The organism is Serratia sp. 2723 (assembly GCF_050434425.1).
Lineage (GTDB): Bacteria > Pseudomonadota > Gammaproteobacteria > Enterobacterales > Enterobacteriaceae > Chania.
In genome coordinates this window covers 162,083-179,577 of the sequence record NZ_JBNDIN010000001.1, presented here as the reverse complement: position 1 = coordinate 179,577, position 17,495 = coordinate 162,083, and the positions used below count along the sequence as shown (strand labels likewise).

Genomic DNA, 17,495 nt, shown 5'->3' with positions numbered 1-17,495 from the left:
TGCACCATTTGCCCAAAGTATAACCATACTCAAAAGCTATACCCCGATATTTTTTAAGTCATTTCCTCCACGCGGCTTGCGCCAGACAATGGTAAAAATTTCATCTTTAACTCTAGGAGATCGCCATGCCTTATCCCGATTTACGCAGCTATCTGGCTGCGCTGGAGAAACAACAGCAACTGCTGCACATTAAGGAACAGGTCAAGCCCGAGCCGGATATCTCGGCGGCGGCCTGCGCTGCCAGCAAGCTTGGCGAAAACTCTCCGGCACTGCTGTTTGAGAACATTCATGGCTACCATGATGCCCGCATCGCGATGAACGTCCACGGCTCCTGGCCCAATCTGGCGATCGCCATGGATATGCCTAAACATACGCCGTTGAAAAGCCAGTTTTTTGAGTTTGTTCGCCGCTATCAAAACTATCCCGGTGAAGTAGAACACCGTGAGAGTGCCCCCTGGCAGGAAGTGGTGATTGATAATGACATCAACCTGTTCAACATTTTACCGCTGTTTCGCCTCAACCACGGTGACGGCGGTTTCTATATCGATAAAGCCAGCGTGGTATCCCGCGATCCCTCCGTTGAAGACAATGAGAAAAGCCAGAACGTGGGCATTTACCGTATCGAGGTAAAAGGCCGCAACCGCCTTGGCCTACAGCCAGTACCTGCACACGACATTGCCATTCATCTGCAACGCGCAGAAGAACTGGGGATCGACCTGCCTATTGCCATCGCCATCGGTAACGATCCGATGATCAGCACGGTGGGCGCGATGCCGATCCTCTACGATCAGTCGGAATATGCCATGGCCGCCGCGCTCAACGGCCAGCCTTATCCGGTGGTATACAGTGAGTACAGCGATTTGGATCTGCCGTGGGGATCCGAGTTCGTGCTGGAAGGCAAGATCCTCTCCAGAGTGCGTGAAGCCGAAGGGCCGTTCGGTGAGTTTACCGGCCACTATTCTGGCGGACGCCGCATGCCGGTGGTGGAAATCAGCAAAGTCTCTCACCGCCGCCAGCCGATCTTTGAACATCTCTATCTGGGGATGCCGTGGACCGAGATCGATTACATGATGGGCATTAACACCTGCGCACCGCTGTATGTTCAGCTCAAACAGGCATTCCCAGAGGTGGTGGCTGTCAATGCGCTCTATACCCACGGGCTGATCGTGATTGTCTCTACCAAGACCCGTTTTGGCGGCTTTGCCAAAGGGGTGGGAATGCGCGTATTAACCACGCCGCACGGGCTGGGTTACGCCAAGATGGTGATCGTGGTGGATGAAACGGTCGATCCCTTTAACCTGCCGCAGGTGATGTGGGCGATCTCTACCAAGTTCAACCCGGATTACGATCTGCTCAAGGTGCCAGGGCTATCGATCCTACCATTGGATCCGGCTTCTCAGCCTGCGGGCATGACCAGCAAAGTGATCATCGATGCCACCACGCCCAAGGCACCGGAAGAGCACGGCCATTTCTCACAGGAACTGCGCGATCCCATCACTACCAACGACTGGGTTGAGAAATTACAGACGCTGATTGAAGCGGCGAAAACGGGCCATTAACAGGAGAGATTTATGCATCAGCACCCAGAACAATGCCCACGCTGTGAGTCTGACGGGCCAGAAGTCCTTAGCCATTCCCCGGTAGCAGGTGCCTGGACGGTATTTCACTGCCCGACCTGCTTTTTCACCTGGCGCAGCACCGAACCGGATTTCATCACCGATCCGGCCAAGTACAATCCCAACTTTAAATTCGCCCCGCAGGATATGGCGCATTTTGGCGTGATGCCGGCAATTCCGGAACTGAAACGCCGCTAGCAGTCTGCTTTAAGTAATCAACCACCGCACGCAGCGCGGAACGGATTTCCTGCTGTGTGCGGTATAGCATCACCAAATCGTCCGCCACCCCATCCAATTCCGGCACCGGAATGGCAATCAGCCCTTCCCAGATCTGATCCTGCGGCAACATCGGCAAGAGTGCGATCGCCATGTTCTGCTGCGCCAGATAGCGCATCATCGGGACATCGCTGGCATCGGCAAACACCTGCGGTTGCAGCCCTTGCTTAGCAAAGCTCTGTAGCACCTGTTCATACACCCCAAACCCCGATTTGCGCCGCAACAGCGTCAACGGGTAAGCCTCCAGCTGTTTCAGGCTCAACTGGGCATGCTGTGCCAAAGGGGACCCGGGGTGGCACAGCGCCCGGAAGCTGGAATGTGCCAGCGGCGTCATGGCGATATGGGCTTCACCGCTGGTGAGAGGCAAATGCACCAGCGCCAGATCGATACGCTGCTTATCCAACAGCTCTTCCAGATACTGGGTATCGCCCTGATACAGGGAAAAACTCAGCTCTGGCCGCTGCTGGCGCAGGGCCTGCATCATCTGTGCGACGCGCGGAATGCCCATCGATACGGTGCCTATCCGTACCACGCCGCGTTGCCCTCTCCCGAACGCATGCATCTCCTCTTCCACTTCTGCCGCCATTTGCAACAGATCGCAGGCGCGCTGATACAGATAGCGCCCGGCTTCTGTGGGGGCCATTCCCCGGCTGGAGCGCTCAAACAGCTGCACGCCCCACTCCTCCTCCAGCTGCGATAAGGCTTTGCTAAGCGGAGGCTGGGCGATATACAGCACCGCCGCCGCAGCGGAAACCGACCCTTGTTCGACCACCGCTTTAAAATAGCTTAGGGGCTTTAACTTGAGCATGTGGCTTTACCTTGCGGGTTTGACATCGGCTACGAAGGTCGGCAAATCCCAGGTGCCGCCGGCATGGATTAAACGGCACAGGCCGGTGGTGGCCTCGTTGCTTTGACGGAACGCCGTGCCGTCCCATACCCAACTGGCCGTGGCCCAGCAATCGCCCAATCCACGCCCCTTTTGCCCCATTGAGATTATCCCTTCATCATAGCCAGAACCGGAATTGGTCACCAATACCGGGGTCTGCTTCAGGGCACTGTCGATCACCCAATAACCGTAACCTTCGTTATAGGCCGCCCGCCAACACACGGCGGTTATCAGAGCATGGCCATTACCGAGCGGGGTCAGCGTGATGCCATCCTCGCTTGCGCCGTCGTTATCCTGTGGGGACTGCATGCGATCGCAATCATCCGGTTGCAGCGTCGCCAGCAGTTTGGGAGTCAGCGCGGCGATCTCGGGTGCCGTAAGCAGGCGTTCTTGCGCCTTGGCCACCTTCACCGCCTGGATCACCGGGGCAGGAATGGCTGCTGGCACGCTGCTTTCCGATTTATCACCTTTTTTAGTCAAGGCACCTGGCGTGCCGATACGCCCCTGGACATCATCCATCTTCAATAAAGTAGCCGAAGCTCCGTCTCCTGACAGCACGAAAGGGGCGGGGCCGCCCTTAAATTCGACTTTGCCGCTGCCTTTGACAGCGCCGATCAGCGCCAGAGTCTGGCTTTCCGACAGGTGCCAGAACCCTTCCTCTGCCGGTTTGAGCGCACCAGCCGCCTTGCCGTTGATCCACAACGTCAGCTTTGCCACCGCGGCTGAGTCACCCCCTTCGTAATCCGCCAATGTCACTTCCCCCGTAGGGACAGTGCCAGGGCCAGCAATGCGCGTGAGCAGCACCGAACCGTTCGAATCGCCTGGCTCATCTTCATTAGCGTAGCCCGCCGCGCGACAGGTATTGGTGTTGTCACAGGCCAGTTCCCAGTTCTTATGGCCAAAGGATACGCCGCTGTCTTGCGCCATCGCAGGGGAGAGCAATGCCGCCAGTAGCGATAATGCGGCTATCTCGGTGTTTTTCATGTCATCTATCCTTAGTATTCAGCTGGTTTATCAACGTGCCCAGTGCAGCTTTTTGCCAAAGCCCAGGGTGTTATCTGTCATCTTCACTTCCTGCAACGCTATCTGCCAGATCGGGGCTTTCATTACCCTGGCCACCGGGAAGCGTTTGCAGTAGCGCGCACGGGCCAGTTCCGCCTCGTCCCCCGCCAACAGCGTGATTTCCCCCGCGTATTGTATCCCCTTGATCAGCGCAATGGTCTTGGGCTGGGGGGCAATAGTGCCAACCACCCGGTTGTGCCGTTGCATCAGTTCACCGTGGCGGGTGTGCGGCTCGGTCATCAGCCATAGCGCCATGCGCTCGGCATCGAATACGTAAAAGCAGTTGGCGCACCACATCGCCGTGCCATCACCGGCACAAAGCGTGAGCACATGCTGCTTACTGAGAAAACGAATAATGTGCAGCCGATCTTCGCTCTGATCCAACGTAAGTTCTCCTTTTCACCTCCACTATCTTACCCACAGATTTGAAGGCAGTCACAATTAGCGACAAATTATGCTCAACATAAAACTGGCATATTCATTAGCAATTCATGCATCTTTATGCAAGGAAAGCCCGACAACAATAATAACAAATAAAAAACATCTTAGCTCTATTTCTGCTATTACCCGCTTATATTTAGGGTGGTTTGCAAGGGCTTGGTTAGCCTAAGCCAAATTTATCCAGTCCGCTGGTTCCATTTGTAGCAATTACTTCACATAGTCAATCGCTGTATAGTTCATAGCTATTCACTTCAGTGCATAGGAAATGAATAGTTAAGTATAAATCACTTAATTAACGTGATCTATATCACTTTATTTCCGCATTTAGGGGATAAAATAGCGCCAAGTCCGAAACCCATAGGTAGATGGAAAATGGAAAACAACAACAGAAAGATGGCTCACATCCGACGAACTACACATATTATGATGATGGCTCACCGCAGCTGCTTTAGCTTTGCCTTTTTTAACTTCAGATAAACTCCCTCCTCTGCGTTCTTATTGCGTCTTGCAGCCAGACCCATGCCAACGATCATTCCCTGCGCCTGACGGCGACGGTAGCGCTTTGTTTTGCTTCAAAACAGAGTAGATCCGGCATTATTGCAACCTCGTTTAAGAACCAAAAACATTTCGTCAAAATAAACTCGTAACCTAATTATGTTCGATGAACATGATTACGTTCACGCATACCTTTATTTTAACGGAAATATTTTCTGGCAAGGACCTTATTTGCCGGCGGGATATTTTCGCCTGAAGAATGATAAAAATGAACAAACTAAAAATTGCAGCGAACCAAAAAACTCTCTCTTGCTTTGAAACCACACGTGAAATTAGCGACGTACACCACAGCGACTTTAATGACGTAGCCGCTATCGTGCTTTCCGTGGAAGACGTACAGCTTGGCCTGGTGACACAGTTGGAAGAAACCGGTTTACACATTCCGATCTTTGTCGCCGTCTGCTGTGAAGAAGAACTGGATAACGCCGTATTACCGGCGCTGAACGGCGTATTTGAACTCTGTGGCAAGAACACTCAGTTCTACGGCAAGCAGTTGGAAGCCGCAGCGGTAAAATATGAAAGCGAGCTGCTGCCGCCGTTCTTTAATACCCTGACCCAATATGTAGAGATGGGTAACGCCACCTTCGCCTGCCCAGGCCATCAGGGCGGCGAGTTCTTCCGCAAGCATCCCGTAGGCCGTCAGTTCTTTGATTTTTATGGTGAAACACTGTTCCGCTCCGATATGTGCAACGCCGACGTTAAGCTGGGCGATCTGCTGATCCACGAAGGCGCGCCTTGTGACGCCCAAAAACACGCCGCCAAGGTGTTCAACGCCGATAAAACCTATTTCGTGCTGAACGGCACCTCGGCTTCCAATAAAGTGGTGACCAACGCCCTGCTGAGCCGTGGCGATCTGGTGCTGTTCGACCGTAACAACCATAAGTCCAACCACCATGGCGCGCTGATCCAGGCCGGGGCAACGCCGGTATATCTGGAAACGGCACGTAACCCGTTCGGCTTTATCGGCGGCATCGATGCTCACTGCTTCGCAGAAGACTATCTGCGCCAGCAAATCCGTGAAACTGCACCGGAACGCGCTAACGACGCTCGCCCATTCCGCCTCGCGATTATCCAACTGGGCACCTACGACGGCACAATCTATAACGCCCGCCAGGTCGTCGACAAGATTGGCCACCTGTGTGATTACATCCTGTTTGACTCTGCATGGGTCGGCTATGAGCAGTTCATCCCAATGATGAAAGACTGCTCGCCGCTGCTGTTGGAACTGAACGAAAACGATCCGGGGATCATCGTTACCCAGTCGGTACATAAACAGCAGGCTGGTTTCTCACAGACCTCACAGATCCATAAAAAAGACAGGCATATCAAAGGACAAGATCGTTACTGCAACCATAAGCGTTTCAACAACGCCTTTATGCTGCACGCGTCCACCAGCCCGTTCTACCCGCTGTTTGCTGCGCTGGATGTGAACGCCAAAATGCACGAAGGCAAGAGCGGCCAGCGCCTGTGGAAAGAGTGTGTACGCATCGGCATTGAGTCACGCAAAATGCTGTTGGACACCTGCACCATGATCAAACCTTTCGTACCGGAGCAAATCGACGGTAAACCCTGGCAGTCTTACAGCACCGAAGCCATGGCCAACGATCTGCGCTTCTTCAACTTTATCCCTGGCGAAAAATGGCATGCCTTCGAAGGCTATGAGGAATCACAATACTTTGTGGATCCCTGCAAACTGCTGCTGACCACGCCGGGCATCGATACCGCCAGCGGCGAGTACAGCAGCTTTGGTATCCCGGCGACCATTCTGGCTAACTACCTGCGCGAAAACGGTATTGTGCCGGAGAAATGTGACCTGAATTCCATCCTGTTCCTGCTGACCCCGGCGGAAGATATCGCCAAAATGCAGCATCTGGTGGCGCTGATCGCCCGCTTCGAAAAACACGTTGAACAAGACTCCTTGCTGAGTGAAGTCCTGCCAACCGTGTATAAGAACAACGAAAAACGTTACCAGAACTACACCCTGCGTCAGCTGTGCCAAGAGATGCACGATCTGTACGTCAGCTACAATGTGAAAGAATTGCAGAAGGAAATGTTCCGTAAGAGCCATTTCCCACGCGTCGCCATGGATCCACAAACCGCCAATACCGAATTCGTACGTGGCAAGGTGGAACTGGTTTCTCTCGCTAAAGCCGAAGGCCGCATTGCCGCTGAAGGAGCATTACCTTACCCACCGGGCGTGCTGTGCGTAGTCCCGGGCGAAATCTGGGGAGGCTCTGCTCAACGCTATTTCCTGGCGTTGGAAGAAGGGATTAATTTATTACCTGGCTTTGCCCCTGAATTACAAGGCGTTTATATCCAGCAGGATGAAGATGGCTGGAACCGGGCTTACGGTTATGTCATGAAAGCGTAATTAACTTTACCGGAGGCGGCCTATTTCCTGGCCGCCAGACATATTTAGATATTCCTCGAATTTCAAAAAGAATCCATACCCTATGGATTTCAAGTTGCAGCTAGGCGACAAGCTATTTCATCCCCAGGAGCTTACGTTTTTGTAAGTGACTGGGGTGAGATAGCGCAGGTAACAACGCTGCAGCTTGAAAGACGACGGGTATAATTTGAGGAATATAAGAGCGAGAATAATCATGAGCAAATCCAATAATAAGATGGGGGTTGTGCAATTAACGATCCTGACAGCGGTCAATATGATGGGATCCGGCATAATTATGCTGCCAACCAAGCTGGCCGAAGTGGGGACAATCTCCATCGTTTCCTGGCTGGTGACCGCCGTAGGCTCGATGGCCTTGGCCTATGCGTTTGCCAAATGTGGCATGTTCAGCCGTAAATCCGGCGGGATGGGCGGCTATGCCGAGTATGCTTTCGGGAAATCCGGCAACTTTATGGCCAACTACACCTACGGCGTTTCGCTGCTGATCGCCAATATCGCCATCGCCATTTCCGCCGTGGGTTATGGTACCGAACTGTTCGGCGTTGCCCTGACACCATTGGGCATCTGTATTGCCACTATCGCAGTGCTGTGGCTGGCTACGGTTGCCAACTTCGGTGGCGCACGCATCACCGGGCAGATCAGCGGGATCACCGTCTGGGGGGTAATTATTCCGGTGGTCGGCATCTCGATTATCGGTTGGTATTGGTTCAGCGGCACCGCTTATCTCGCAGCCTGGAACCCACATGCGGTGCCAACCTTTGAAGCCATCGGGTCTTCTATCTCGATGACCCTGTGGGCCTTCCTCGGTCTTGAATCTGCCTGTGCCAATACCGATGTGGTCGAAAACCCGGAACGTAACGTCCCTATCGCCGTACTCGGTGGCACACTGGGTGCAGCAGTGATCTACATTGTTTCCACCAACGTGATCGCCGGTATCGTGCCAAATATGGAGCTGGCTAACTCCACCGCGCCATTTGGCCTGGCGTTCTCACATATGTTCAACCCAACGGTCGGTAAAATCATCATGGCGTTGATGATCATGTCCTGCGTGGGTTCGCTGCTGGGCTGGCAGTTCACTATCGCCCAGGTATTCAAATCCTCTGCCGACAGCGGCTTCTTCCCGAAAATCTTCTCCAAGGTCAGTAAATCAGATGCACCAGTGAAAGGCATGCTGACCATCGTGATTATTCAGAGCGTGATGTCGCTGATGACCATCAGCCCGTCGCTGAATAAGCAGTTTAACGTGCTGGTTAATCTGGCCGTGGTGACCAATATTATTCCGTACATTCTGTCGATGGCCGCGCTGATTATTATCCAGAAAGTGGCCAAAGTACCGGAGAACAAGGCGCGTATTGCCAACGTGATTGCCGTGATTGGTGCGCTGTATAGCTTCTATGCGCTTTACAGCTCCGGTGAAGAGGCAATGATGTGGGGCGCTATTGCTACATTCTTCGGTTGGACTTTGTACGGGCTGGTTTCACCTCGCTTTGAGATGACTGAGAAGAAGGTGTGAGAGTTGATAACAGAGGGCGCTGCATGCAGCGCCCATAAAGCTGAGGTTTATCAGTTGGCTAAATGGGCACTTCAGTGCCCATTTTGCTAACTCAAATCCGCCCCATTGCTGGCAATCACCTTCTGATACCAGTAAAACGATTTCTTTCTGGTTCTGGCCAAGGTGCCATTGCCCTGGTCATCGCGGTCCACATGGACAAAGCCATAGCGCTTACTCATTTCCCCGGTAGAGGCAGAAACCAGATCGATGCAGCCCCAGGAGGTGTAGCCCATTACCGGAATACCATCCTCGATAGCGTCCGCCATGGCTTTGATATGCTCACGCAAGTAGCTGATGCGGTATTCGTCGTCGATCTCGCCCTGCGGGTTGATTTCGTCCTTCGCTCCCAGGCCGTTCTCCACCAGGAACAGCGGCTTCTGGTAACGGTCATACATCATATTCATAGTGATGCGCAGGCCCAGCGGATCGATACCCCAGCCCCACTCACTGGCCTGGATATGCGGGTTTTTCAGCGATTTGACGATATTGGCCGCGCTGCTGTTGTGCTCGTTCATATCAGCCGAGGCGCAGCGGGAGGCGTAATAGCTGAAGGAGACAAAATCAACGCTGTTTTTGAGGATCTCACTGTCGCCTGGCTCCATTGCTATAGTGATACCCTTTTCCTTAAACAGGCGCTTGGTGTACGACGGGTAAGCGCCGCGAGCCTGAACGTCGATGAAGAACAGGTTTTCACGGTCTTTCTCCAGCGCAGCCCAGACGTCTTCAGGTTTACAGGACCACGGGTAGAAATTGCCCCCAGCCAGCATGCAACCAACCTGATTGTGCGGGTTAACCTCATGGGCAATTTTGGTCGCTAACGCGCTGGCCAACAGTTCGTGATGCGCCGCCTGATATTTCACCTGTTCCTGATTATCGCCTGGCTCGAACACCAGCCCCGCGCCGGAGAACGGGCTGTGCAGCAGGATATTGATTTCATTAAACGTCAGCCAGTATTTAACCAGCCCGTCAAAGGCTTCAAAACAGGTACGGGCGTAGTGGGTGAAGAACTCCACCATTTTCCTGTTGCGCCACGAGCCGTATTCCCGCACCAGATGCATCGGCACATCAAAGTGGCACAGCGTGACCAGCGGCTCAATGCCGTGCTTTTTGCACTCATTGAAAACGTCGCGGTAGAAAGCAATCCCTTCCGCATTCGGCACCGTTTCATCCCCGTTAGGGAAAATGCGGCTCCAGGCGATCGAAGTACGGAATACGCTGAAGCCCATCTCTGCCATCAGGGCAATGTCATCTTTATAGCGGTGATAAAAATCGATGCCAACATGGCTGGGATAGAACTCATCCTCCCGCAGCTCAAAGCGCTTTTGCTGGCCCAGTTTTACCGCCAGCCGATCTTTGCCATGAGGGATCATATCAACCGTGGTCAGCCCTTTACCGCCCTCAAGATAAGCGCCTTCGGCCTGGTTAGCCGCTAGTGCACCACCCCATAAAAAGTCTGCGGGGAAAACAGATGCTGGCATAAGATACCTCTTTTCAAATATGTTTTTTACAACAGGTTATACGGATAACGCGGGCGCCGATTTGGCTTTTTCACTTTCCGCCTCTTCCGTGACCGGGATATCTTCAAATCCCAGTAACAGCGTCAGGATAAAGGAAAGCACCACCGCCAGGATCATTACGCCAAACACCCAGACGATGGTCATCGGGTTGGCCGGATCAAAGAACTGCACGCTGGTAAACAGACCCGGTGAAGCCATCGAGTGGCTCGCCAACCCGGCTATTCCGGCAACGCCGCCGCAGACAAAACCACTAATTAGCGCGGCGATAAGCGGACGCTTCAAGCGTATTGCTACACCATACAGCGCGGGTTCTGAAATCCCGGCAACAATCGCCGATGCCGCCGCAGCCAGCGCCGTCTGACGCAGTTCCGGGTTTTTGGTACGCCAAGCTACCGCCAGCGATGAACCGCCCAGCGAGAGGTTGGCACCAATTTCAGAGGGCATCACCATGCCTTCTTTGCCGGTTTCCGCAATGGTTTGAATGATGGTTGGCGTAAATACGCGGTGCATCCCGGTCATGACCAGCAGCGGCCAAAGCCCGCCCATAATCGCCACGGATAACCAGCCCAGATAGCTGTGAATGGTGTACACCAGCGCGGAAATACCGCTACCGATCCAGATGCCCAACGGACCAATCAGCAAGATAGCAATCGGGGCAGAGAGCAGCACGATCAGCATCGGTTTGAGGAAGTTTTTCGTCACGGCTGGCGTGATGCGATCGACCCATCTTTCAATGTAGGAGAGCAACCAGGTCATGAACAACGCCGGGATCACCGTGTAGGTGTATTTCACTGCCGTGACCGGTATGCCCATAAATTCAACCTGTTGGCCCTGCGCGGCTTTCGCCATCAGATCGATAAATGCGGGATGAACCAATACCCCGGCAATCGCAATCGCCAGCGACATATTGGTTTTGAATTTTACCGCTGCGGAAGCGGCAACCATCACCGGCAGGAAGAAGAACGCCCCGTCGCCAATGACGTTAAGGATAATCAGCGTCGAGGAGCCTTTGCCGAACACGCCGGTCATATCCAGGATCATCGCCAGCAGCTTCACCATCGAGCCGCCGATAATGGCCGGGATCAGTGGTGACATGGTGCCAATCAGCGCGTCCAGGATCCCCGCCCCGATACGTTTCAGGGTGATCTTGTTTTTTTCAGGTGCCGGTTGCTGGGCTACCGCCCCTTCGGGCAACAGTTTCAACACCTCGGCATACGCCTGTGAAACGGTGTTGCCAATGATCACCTGACATTGATTTTCGCTTCTTACCACGCCCAGCACACCGCCGATCGCCTTCAGTCTGGCGGCATCGACAAGGGTGTCGTCGTTGAGCACAAAGCGTAAACGCGTCATGCAATGAGTCACCGCCGCGACGTTACTCGCTCCCCCAACTGCATCCACTATCGAACTTGATACCGCCGCATAATTCTTAGACATGAGGACCACTCTCATAGATAGGTAACCGGTTTCACATAAGAGTGTTGATATTGAGATTGTAGATCAATCGATATATTTATTTATTGTCTATTCTGTGACCGAGATCGACATGGGTGGGTTTGCGGTGCTGCGAATGGCCTGCTCTAACGCAGTGGAATGTGTAGAATGGGGATAATTGTTAAAAGCCGGGAAAAACCTATGTCTACCATGCAGGAAGTGGCAAAAAAGGCAGGCGTCTCAAAAGCCACTGTTTCACGCGTTCTCTCCGGCAAAGGGTATGTCAGCGAAGCAACCAAAGATCAGGTATTTAAAGCCATCGAAGAGGCAGGCTATCGCCCTAATTTGCTGGCGAGAAATCTGGCTACCAATAAATCCCAGTGTATTGGCCTGGTGGTGACCAATACCCTCTATAACGGCAATTATTTCAGCGAGATACTTTCCCAAGCGGCGCAAAAGCTGGAGGACAACGGTCGTCAACTGATCCTGGTGGATGGTAAACACAGCGCCGCAGAAGAGCAGGAGGCGATCCAATTCCTGCTCGATTTACGCTGTGACGCCATCATCATCTACCCGCGTTTCTTAACCATCGAAGCGATGGACGACATCATCGAGCAGCACAAGCAACCCATCATGGTGGTGAACCGCAGGCTGAGAAAACACCAAAGCCACTGCATCTGCTGCGACCACAAAGGGGCCAGCTTTAACGCGACAAAATATCTGATTGAGCAAGGTCACCGGAATATCGTCTTTATTACCGGCTCCCTGGATTCGCCAACGGCTATTGAGCGGCTATCCGGCTATAAAGAAGCGTTAAATCAATATGATATTTCGCTGAATGATAGGCTGATTATCAAAGGGAAGTGGACACCGGCCAGCGGTGCGGCAGCGATGGGATCCTTGCTTAGCGAAAGCATTACTTTTAGTGCGGTGCTTGCCAGCAACGACGATATGGCCGTTGGTGCCATCAAGAAATTGAACGAAGCGGGCATTGCCGTACCTGGTAAAGTCTCCGTTATCGGCTTCGATAATATCCCTACCGCTGCGTATTTATCCCCGGCATTATCGAGCGTAAAAGACCCGGTGAGCGATATGATGAGCGAAGTGATCGACCGGTTGATCGCCATGCTCGACGGCGGCTATCTGTCGCAGGACAACGTTTTTACTTCGGAGTTGTTGGTTAGGGATTCTGTTGCTGTTGGGCCTTTTGGGCGTTGATGCTAAGCAGCCTGTACGGCAGTGAACGGCATAGTCGCTTTGTCCTTCAGTGCTAGGTATTTCTAAGCTGCCTGTACGGCAGTGAACTTGCTTTTCATGTTCATGCTTCAACAATCGAGTTTCTAAGCTGCCTGTACGGCAGTGAACGTGGCCAACGAAGTGGCCAGGCTCACCAATATTTTCTAAGCTGCCTGTACGGCAGTGAACAACAACTTCTCCGCCGCGTGATTGATTTCGCTCTTTCTAAGCTGCCTGTACGGCAGTGAACAAAGAGCGCGCGGAAATCGTCGCCAGTTTTATTTTCTAAGCTGCCTGTACGGCAGTGAACTGGATTCCTTGGCACTAAGTATTTTGGAGATCTTTCTAAGCTGCCTGTACGGCAGTGAACGGCTAATTCTTTAGCTGTGTCTAGCGTCAGATTTTCTAAGCTGCCTGTACGGCAGTGAACTATCTTTTGCGCTGCTGACCGGCGCGCGGAAATTTCTAAGCTGCCTGTACGGCAGTGAACCTGAAATCCAGTTGAGCGTATCAGTTGACTCTTTTCTAAGCTGCCTGTACGGCAGTGAACTAGTTGACATTCGTTTGCGCTTTTTTAATAATTTTCTAAGCTGCCTGTACGGCAGTGAACGAGACATGCATTTCTACCTGACACAGGTTGATTTCTAAGCTGCCTGTACGGCAGTGAACTTGTGGATCAGGTGCCTGCACATCTGTATCCGTTTCTAAGCTGCCTGTACGGCAGTGAACATCTACTGTGGCGTTGTCTGTGAGTCCTCTCTTTTCTAAGCTGCCTGTACGGCAGTGAACCAACACCATCTTTACCGTCTTTTCCATCTTGATTTCTAAGCTGCCTGTACGGCAGTGAACAAGCAGGCGATTACAGCTCTTACTGAGCAGCATTTCTAAGCTGCCTGTACGGCAGTGAACACAACCGCAAGGTAAGGAAGTGCTTTCCGCGTTTTCTAAGCTGCCTGTACGGCAGTGAACGATACTGGTGGCGCATTGCTTCCATGATTACCTTTCTAAGCTGCCTGTACGGCAGTGAACACACCAGCAGCCGCGGCAACCCTCACCTGACTTTTCTAAGCTGCCTGTACGGCAGTGAACGAAACTATGCGGGGGCCAAAAGTCGTCAACAATTTCTAAGCTGCCTGTACGGCAGTGAACGTTGACGATGACCTTGCAAGGCTGGCTAAGCATTTCTAAGCTGCCTGTACGGCAGTGAACTTAACTCAGTCAGAGCCCACACGGCAGCATCCATTTCTAAGCTGCCTGTACGGCAGTGAACGTATGGGAGGCGCTCATCATCTGGGTGCTATCTTTCTAAGCTGCCTGTACGGCAGTGAACCTCCCGCTTCAGCTTGGCAAGTTCTTCCGTCATTTCTAAGCTGCCTGTACGGCAGTGAACAATTATCAGACGATGAGACTATTAAGGCTTTATTTCTAAGCTGCCTGTACGGCAGTGAACATATTTATTTTTGTAGTATTACCTCTAATTTATTTCTAAGCTGCCTGTACGGCAGTGAACATGCAGCCCTCATCTTTTCTTCAACCATATGATTTCTAAGCTGCCTGTACGGCAGTGAACAACGAGGCCGGGATGACCGCAGGGGACTACCTTTTCTAAGCTGCCTGTACGGCAGTGAACGATCTACGCTGGTGCCGACAACGTTGTTTACGTTTCTAAGCTGCCTGTACGGCAGTGAACTGTTAAAGACTAACGCTAATCACCTGATCTGCAAAGTGTAAACTGATAAAAAGAAGAAAAACCCTTTTTCTTGCCCGCTCTTATCATTGATTTAAAATCAACAAGTTAGATAAAGCCCCAAAAATAGGGTCAGCGGCGGGCAAGGTGATTTATCAGTTGAACTCTAGCGCGTAACGCTGAAAAATAGCACTTCCCCTCGCCAGAATGATCATATGAAAATTTACGCAGGCCGTTATGCATGAAACAACCTGGCATCTCTATATGCTGCGAATGCCAAGCGGGATGCTATACACCGGTATCACGACAGACGTCGCCCGGCGAGCGGCGCAGCATCAGGCCGGTAAAGGGGCCAAAGCCCTACGTGGCAAAGGGGAGCTGGAACTGGTTTTTCACTGTCAGGTGGGGGATCGCTCGATGGCGTTGCGGCTGGAGTATCGGGTGAAGCAGTTGAGCAAAAAACAAAAAGAGGAGCTGATAGTTAATCCGCCCCTCTCATTGGAATGCCTACTGCCGGTAGTTAAAAGCGACTAAAGGGCGCCGAATACTCCACCAGCCCATTCACACCGCTCAGTGCATCTTCCGCCAACGGATAAACCTGGAATGCGGCTTCGGTTCCTGGCCAGCGGCAATGCAGATCGAACTTGGCAGCCGTTTTAAAGCCGAAACGCCCGTAGTAAGCCGGTTCGCCCAGCACCACCACGGCGGCATAGCCGAACTCATTCAGCGCATCCAGCCCTTCGTAAACCAGCTTTTCGGCCAACCCTTGGCGGCGCAGGCTTTCCTCTACTGCCAACGGCGCGAGGCCCACCCACTGACGATCCTCGCCCGCAACGTCAACCGGGCTGAAAGCGGCATAACCGACCACGCCACCCTCTTCATCTGTGGCAACGATGCCCAGCGTCAGCAACCCGTCTTCACGCAGTTGTTGCACCAGTTCGGCTTCGTCATCACGGCCAAAGGCGTTACGCAGCAGCGCATCAATACCTGCGGCATCCACCGGAATTTCAACGCGGATCAGCATGGCTGCGGCACACGGGAAGTTTGCGCCGTGTCCTCCTGCAAACCTGCTTCCACAAAGTCCGCTAACCGCAGCAGCCCAACGCGTAACGGCGTAGGCATCGCATCCAGATCGATAGCGTCCATCAGATTTTTTACATACAGGCCCAATTCGGTATCTCCTTCAATCTGCAGCCGACGCTGGAAAAACAGCGTGTCGGGATCTTGCTTACGTGCCGCAATCAAGATCAGATCGTTGGCTTCGCCGCTGAAGCTGACGTCCGCCTCAGCCTGTTGGCTCACCACCAGCCTATCGTTTTCTACCGTCATAAACCATTGCAGTGCCAGATCGCGCACTTCAATCTTCAGCCAGCGCGATTCGAGAAATTCTAAATCTCCCTCAGCCAGCGCCTGACGGAACTGCCAGCTCAGCACCTGTTGCAAAACCTGACGCTGCAGAACAAACGGCGTGAATTTTAACGGTACGCGCAACAGCGACGGCCCTTGACGCACAATGCGTGCTCGTAGTTTTTCCAACACTGTTATTCACTCCTTTCTACTCAGTCTGAGGTTATTTTGCCACATTGCGGCTACGCGTAACCGGTCTATATCAACAAATGGTGCAATTAACGCTCATCTTGCCCTACAGATTTCAAGTTACCGCTTGAATATCAATACGCCAGAAGCTGCCTCAAATCAAAGCTTGTTAACCTCGGGTTCACTAAAATTGTCTCCCCATTTACATCATTGTCAGGCGAATCAATGGCCCGGCAACCTTTATCACAGCGTATACCGGCCAGGTATACGGCTGAATCAGGATAGATCTATGGAGCTGCTTTGCCCTGCTGGCAACCTGCCAGCCTTGAAAGCCGCGGTAGATAATGGCGCAGACGCCGTTTACATCGGTCTGAAAGACGATACCAATGCGCGCCACTTTGCCGGGCTGAACTTTACCGAGAAGAAGCTGCAGGAAGCGGCCGACTATGTACATCGGCATGGCCGCAAGTTGCATATCGCCATCAACACCTTTGCCCACCCTGATGGTTATACCCGCTGGCAGCGCGCCGTGGATATGGCCGCCCAGTTGGGTGCCGACGCGCTGATCCTGGCAGATTTGGCGATGCTGGAGTACGCGGCGGAACGTTATCCGCAGGTGGAGCGCCATGTATCGGTGCAAGCCTCCGCGACCAATGAAGAAGCCATCCGTTTTTATCAGCGCCACTTTGATGTTGCCCGCGTGGTATTACCGCGCGTACTGTCGATGCACCAGGTGAAGCAATTATCACGCACCAGCCCAGTACCGTTGGAAGTGTTCGCCTTTGGCAGCCTGTGCATCATGGCCGAAGGGCGGTGTTACCTCTCCTCTTATCTGACCGGGGAATCGCCCAACACCGTAGGCGCCTGCTCACCTGCCCGCTTTGTTCGCTGGCAACAAACGCCGCAGGGGATGGAATCGCGCCTTAATGACGTGCTGATCGATCGCTATCAGGATGGCGAAAATGCCGGTTACCCCACGCTGTGCAAAGGCCGCTATCTGGTGGAGAACGTGCTTTATCACCCGCTGGAAGAACCCACCAGCCTGAATACACTGGAGCTGCTGCCGGAGCTGTTGGCCGCCAATATTGCCTCGGTGAAGATTGAAGGCCGCCAACGCAGCCCTGCCTATGTCAGCCAGGTTGCACGCGTCTGGCGCCAGGCCATAGATCGCTGTATGGCCAACCCGGCGGGCTATCAAGCCGATGCAGCCTGGATGGAAACGCTCGGCGCAATGTCCGAAGGCACCCAGACCACGCTTGGCGCGTACCACCGCAAATGGCAGTAGCAGGA

Annotated in this window: 14 protein-coding genes, 1 pseudogene and 1 CRISPR repeat array; of the genes and pseudogenes, 8 read left to right on the top strand and 7 right to left on the bottom strand. The window is 53.1% G+C overall.

Going from position 1 to position 17,495, the window contains the following annotated elements:
- Window positions 1-125: 125 nt before the first annotated feature.
- Both ABIE29_RS00845 and ABIE29_RS00840 read left to right on the top strand, forming a co-directional pair.
- Window positions 126-1,559, top strand: coding sequence for a non-oxidative hydroxyarylic acid decarboxylases subunit C (locus ABIE29_RS00845; RefSeq protein ID WP_429616295.1), 1,434 nt, complete (start codon window positions 126-128; stop codon window positions 1,557-1,559).
- Between the two features lie 12 nt (window positions 1,560-1,571).
- Window positions 1,572-1,814, top strand: coding sequence for a non-oxidative hydroxyarylic acid decarboxylases subunit D (locus tag ABIE29_RS00840; RefSeq protein WP_429616294.1), 243 nt, complete (start codon window positions 1,572-1,574; stop codon window positions 1,812-1,814).
- Here ABIE29_RS00840 and ABIE29_RS00835 read toward each other — a convergent pair.
- From ABIE29_RS00835 to ABIE29_RS00825, 3 genes are read right to left on the bottom strand one after another with little or no spacing between them, the layout of a single operon-like run.
- On the bottom strand, window positions 1,744-2,700 hold the full coding sequence (locus ABIE29_RS00835) for a LysR family transcriptional regulator (protein WP_429616293.1): 957 nt from the start codon (window positions 2,698-2,700) through the stop codon (window positions 1,744-1,746). The two genes, ABIE29_RS00840 and ABIE29_RS00835, sit on opposite strands and share 71 nt — an antisense overlap.
- 6 nt (window positions 2,701-2,706) lie before the next feature.
- Entirely contained in the window at window positions 2,707-3,762 is a 1,056-nt protein-coding gene (locus ABIE29_RS00830) for a DUF1176 domain-containing protein (protein ID WP_429616292.1), read from the bottom strand.
- A 30-nt stretch (window positions 3,763-3,792) separates the two neighbouring features.
- Window positions 3,793-4,224: a YhbP family protein gene (locus ABIE29_RS00825; protein WP_429616291.1), complete on the bottom strand. Its 432-nt coding sequence runs from the start codon at window positions 4,222-4,224 to the stop codon at window positions 3,793-3,795.
- A gap of 429 nt (window positions 4,225-4,653) precedes the next feature.
- Between ABIE29_RS00825 and speFL the strand changes: the two genes are divergently transcribed.
- The 3 genes from speFL (at window position 4,654) to potE (ending at window position 8,756) form a co-directional block, all read left to right on the top strand.
- On the top strand, window positions 4,654-4,758 hold the full coding sequence (gene speFL / locus ABIE29_RS00820) for a leader peptide SpeFL (RefSeq protein ID WP_112363015.1): 105 nt from the start codon (window positions 4,654-4,656) through the stop codon (window positions 4,756-4,758).
- Window positions 4,759-5,044: 286 nt separating this feature from the next.
- A complete protein-coding gene (gene speF, locus ABIE29_RS00815; protein ID WP_429616290.1) occupies window positions 5,045-7,207 on the top strand; it encodes an ornithine decarboxylase SpeF in 2,163 nt (720 codons plus the stop codon).
- A gap of 232 nt (window positions 7,208-7,439) precedes the next feature.
- On the top strand, window positions 7,440-8,756 hold the full coding sequence (gene potE / locus ABIE29_RS00810) for a putrescine-ornithine antiporter (protein ID WP_021807501.1): 1,317 nt from the start codon (window positions 7,440-7,442) through the stop codon (window positions 8,754-8,756).
- A gap of 86 nt (window positions 8,757-8,842) precedes the next feature.
- Here potE and ABIE29_RS00805 read toward each other — a convergent pair whose 3' ends face one another.
- Together ABIE29_RS00805 and ascF are read right to left on the bottom strand one after the other, a co-directional pair.
- Complete coding sequence (locus ABIE29_RS00805) at window positions 8,843-10,273, bottom strand: 6-phospho-beta-glucosidase (RefSeq protein WP_429616288.1); 1,431 nt, start codon at window positions 10,271-10,273, stop codon at window positions 8,843-8,845.
- A 36-nt stretch (window positions 10,274-10,309) separates the two neighbouring features.
- Window positions 10,310-11,749 (bottom strand): PTS cellobiose/arbutin/salicin transporter subunit IIBC, encoded by a 1,440-nt coding sequence (gene ascF / locus ABIE29_RS00800; protein ID WP_429616287.1) that lies wholly within the window; start codon window positions 11,747-11,749, stop codon window positions 10,310-10,312.
- Window positions 11,750-11,947: 198 nt separating this feature from the next.
- Between ascF and ABIE29_RS00795 the strand changes: the two are divergent.
- Window positions 11,948-12,955: pseudogene (locus tag ABIE29_RS00795) on the top strand (LacI family DNA-binding transcriptional regulator); the annotation flags it as partial.
- A gap of 8 nt (window positions 12,956-12,963) precedes the next feature.
- Window positions 12,964-14,672: a CRISPR direct-repeat array (repeat unit 28 nt; unit sequence TTTCTAAGCTGCCTGTACGGCAGTGAAC).
- Window positions 14,673-14,906: 234 nt separating this feature from the next.
- A complete protein-coding gene (locus ABIE29_RS00790) occupies window positions 14,907-15,203 on the top strand; it encodes a GIY-YIG nuclease family protein (RefSeq protein WP_429616285.1) in 297 nt (98 codons plus the stop codon).
- Here ABIE29_RS00790 and ABIE29_RS00785 read toward each other — a convergent pair.
- Complete coding sequence (locus ABIE29_RS00785; protein ID WP_429616284.1) at window positions 15,190-15,693, bottom strand: GNAT family N-acetyltransferase; 504 nt, start codon at window positions 15,691-15,693, stop codon at window positions 15,190-15,192. The genes ABIE29_RS00790 and ABIE29_RS00785 overlap by 14 nt on opposite strands.
- A complete protein-coding gene (ubiT, locus tag ABIE29_RS00780; protein WP_065684275.1) occupies window positions 15,687-16,208 on the bottom strand; it encodes a ubiquinone anaerobic biosynthesis accessory factor UbiT in 522 nt (173 codons plus the stop codon). The genes ABIE29_RS00785 and ubiT overlap by 7 nt, the downstream gene beginning before the upstream one ends.
- A gap of 286 nt (window positions 16,209-16,494) precedes the next feature.
- Between ubiT and ubiU the strand changes: the two genes are divergently transcribed.
- A complete protein-coding gene (gene ubiU, locus ABIE29_RS00775; RefSeq protein ID WP_429616282.1) occupies window positions 16,495-17,490 on the top strand; it encodes a ubiquinone anaerobic biosynthesis protein UbiU in 996 nt (331 codons plus the stop codon).
- Window positions 17,491-17,495 lie beyond the last annotated feature (5 nt).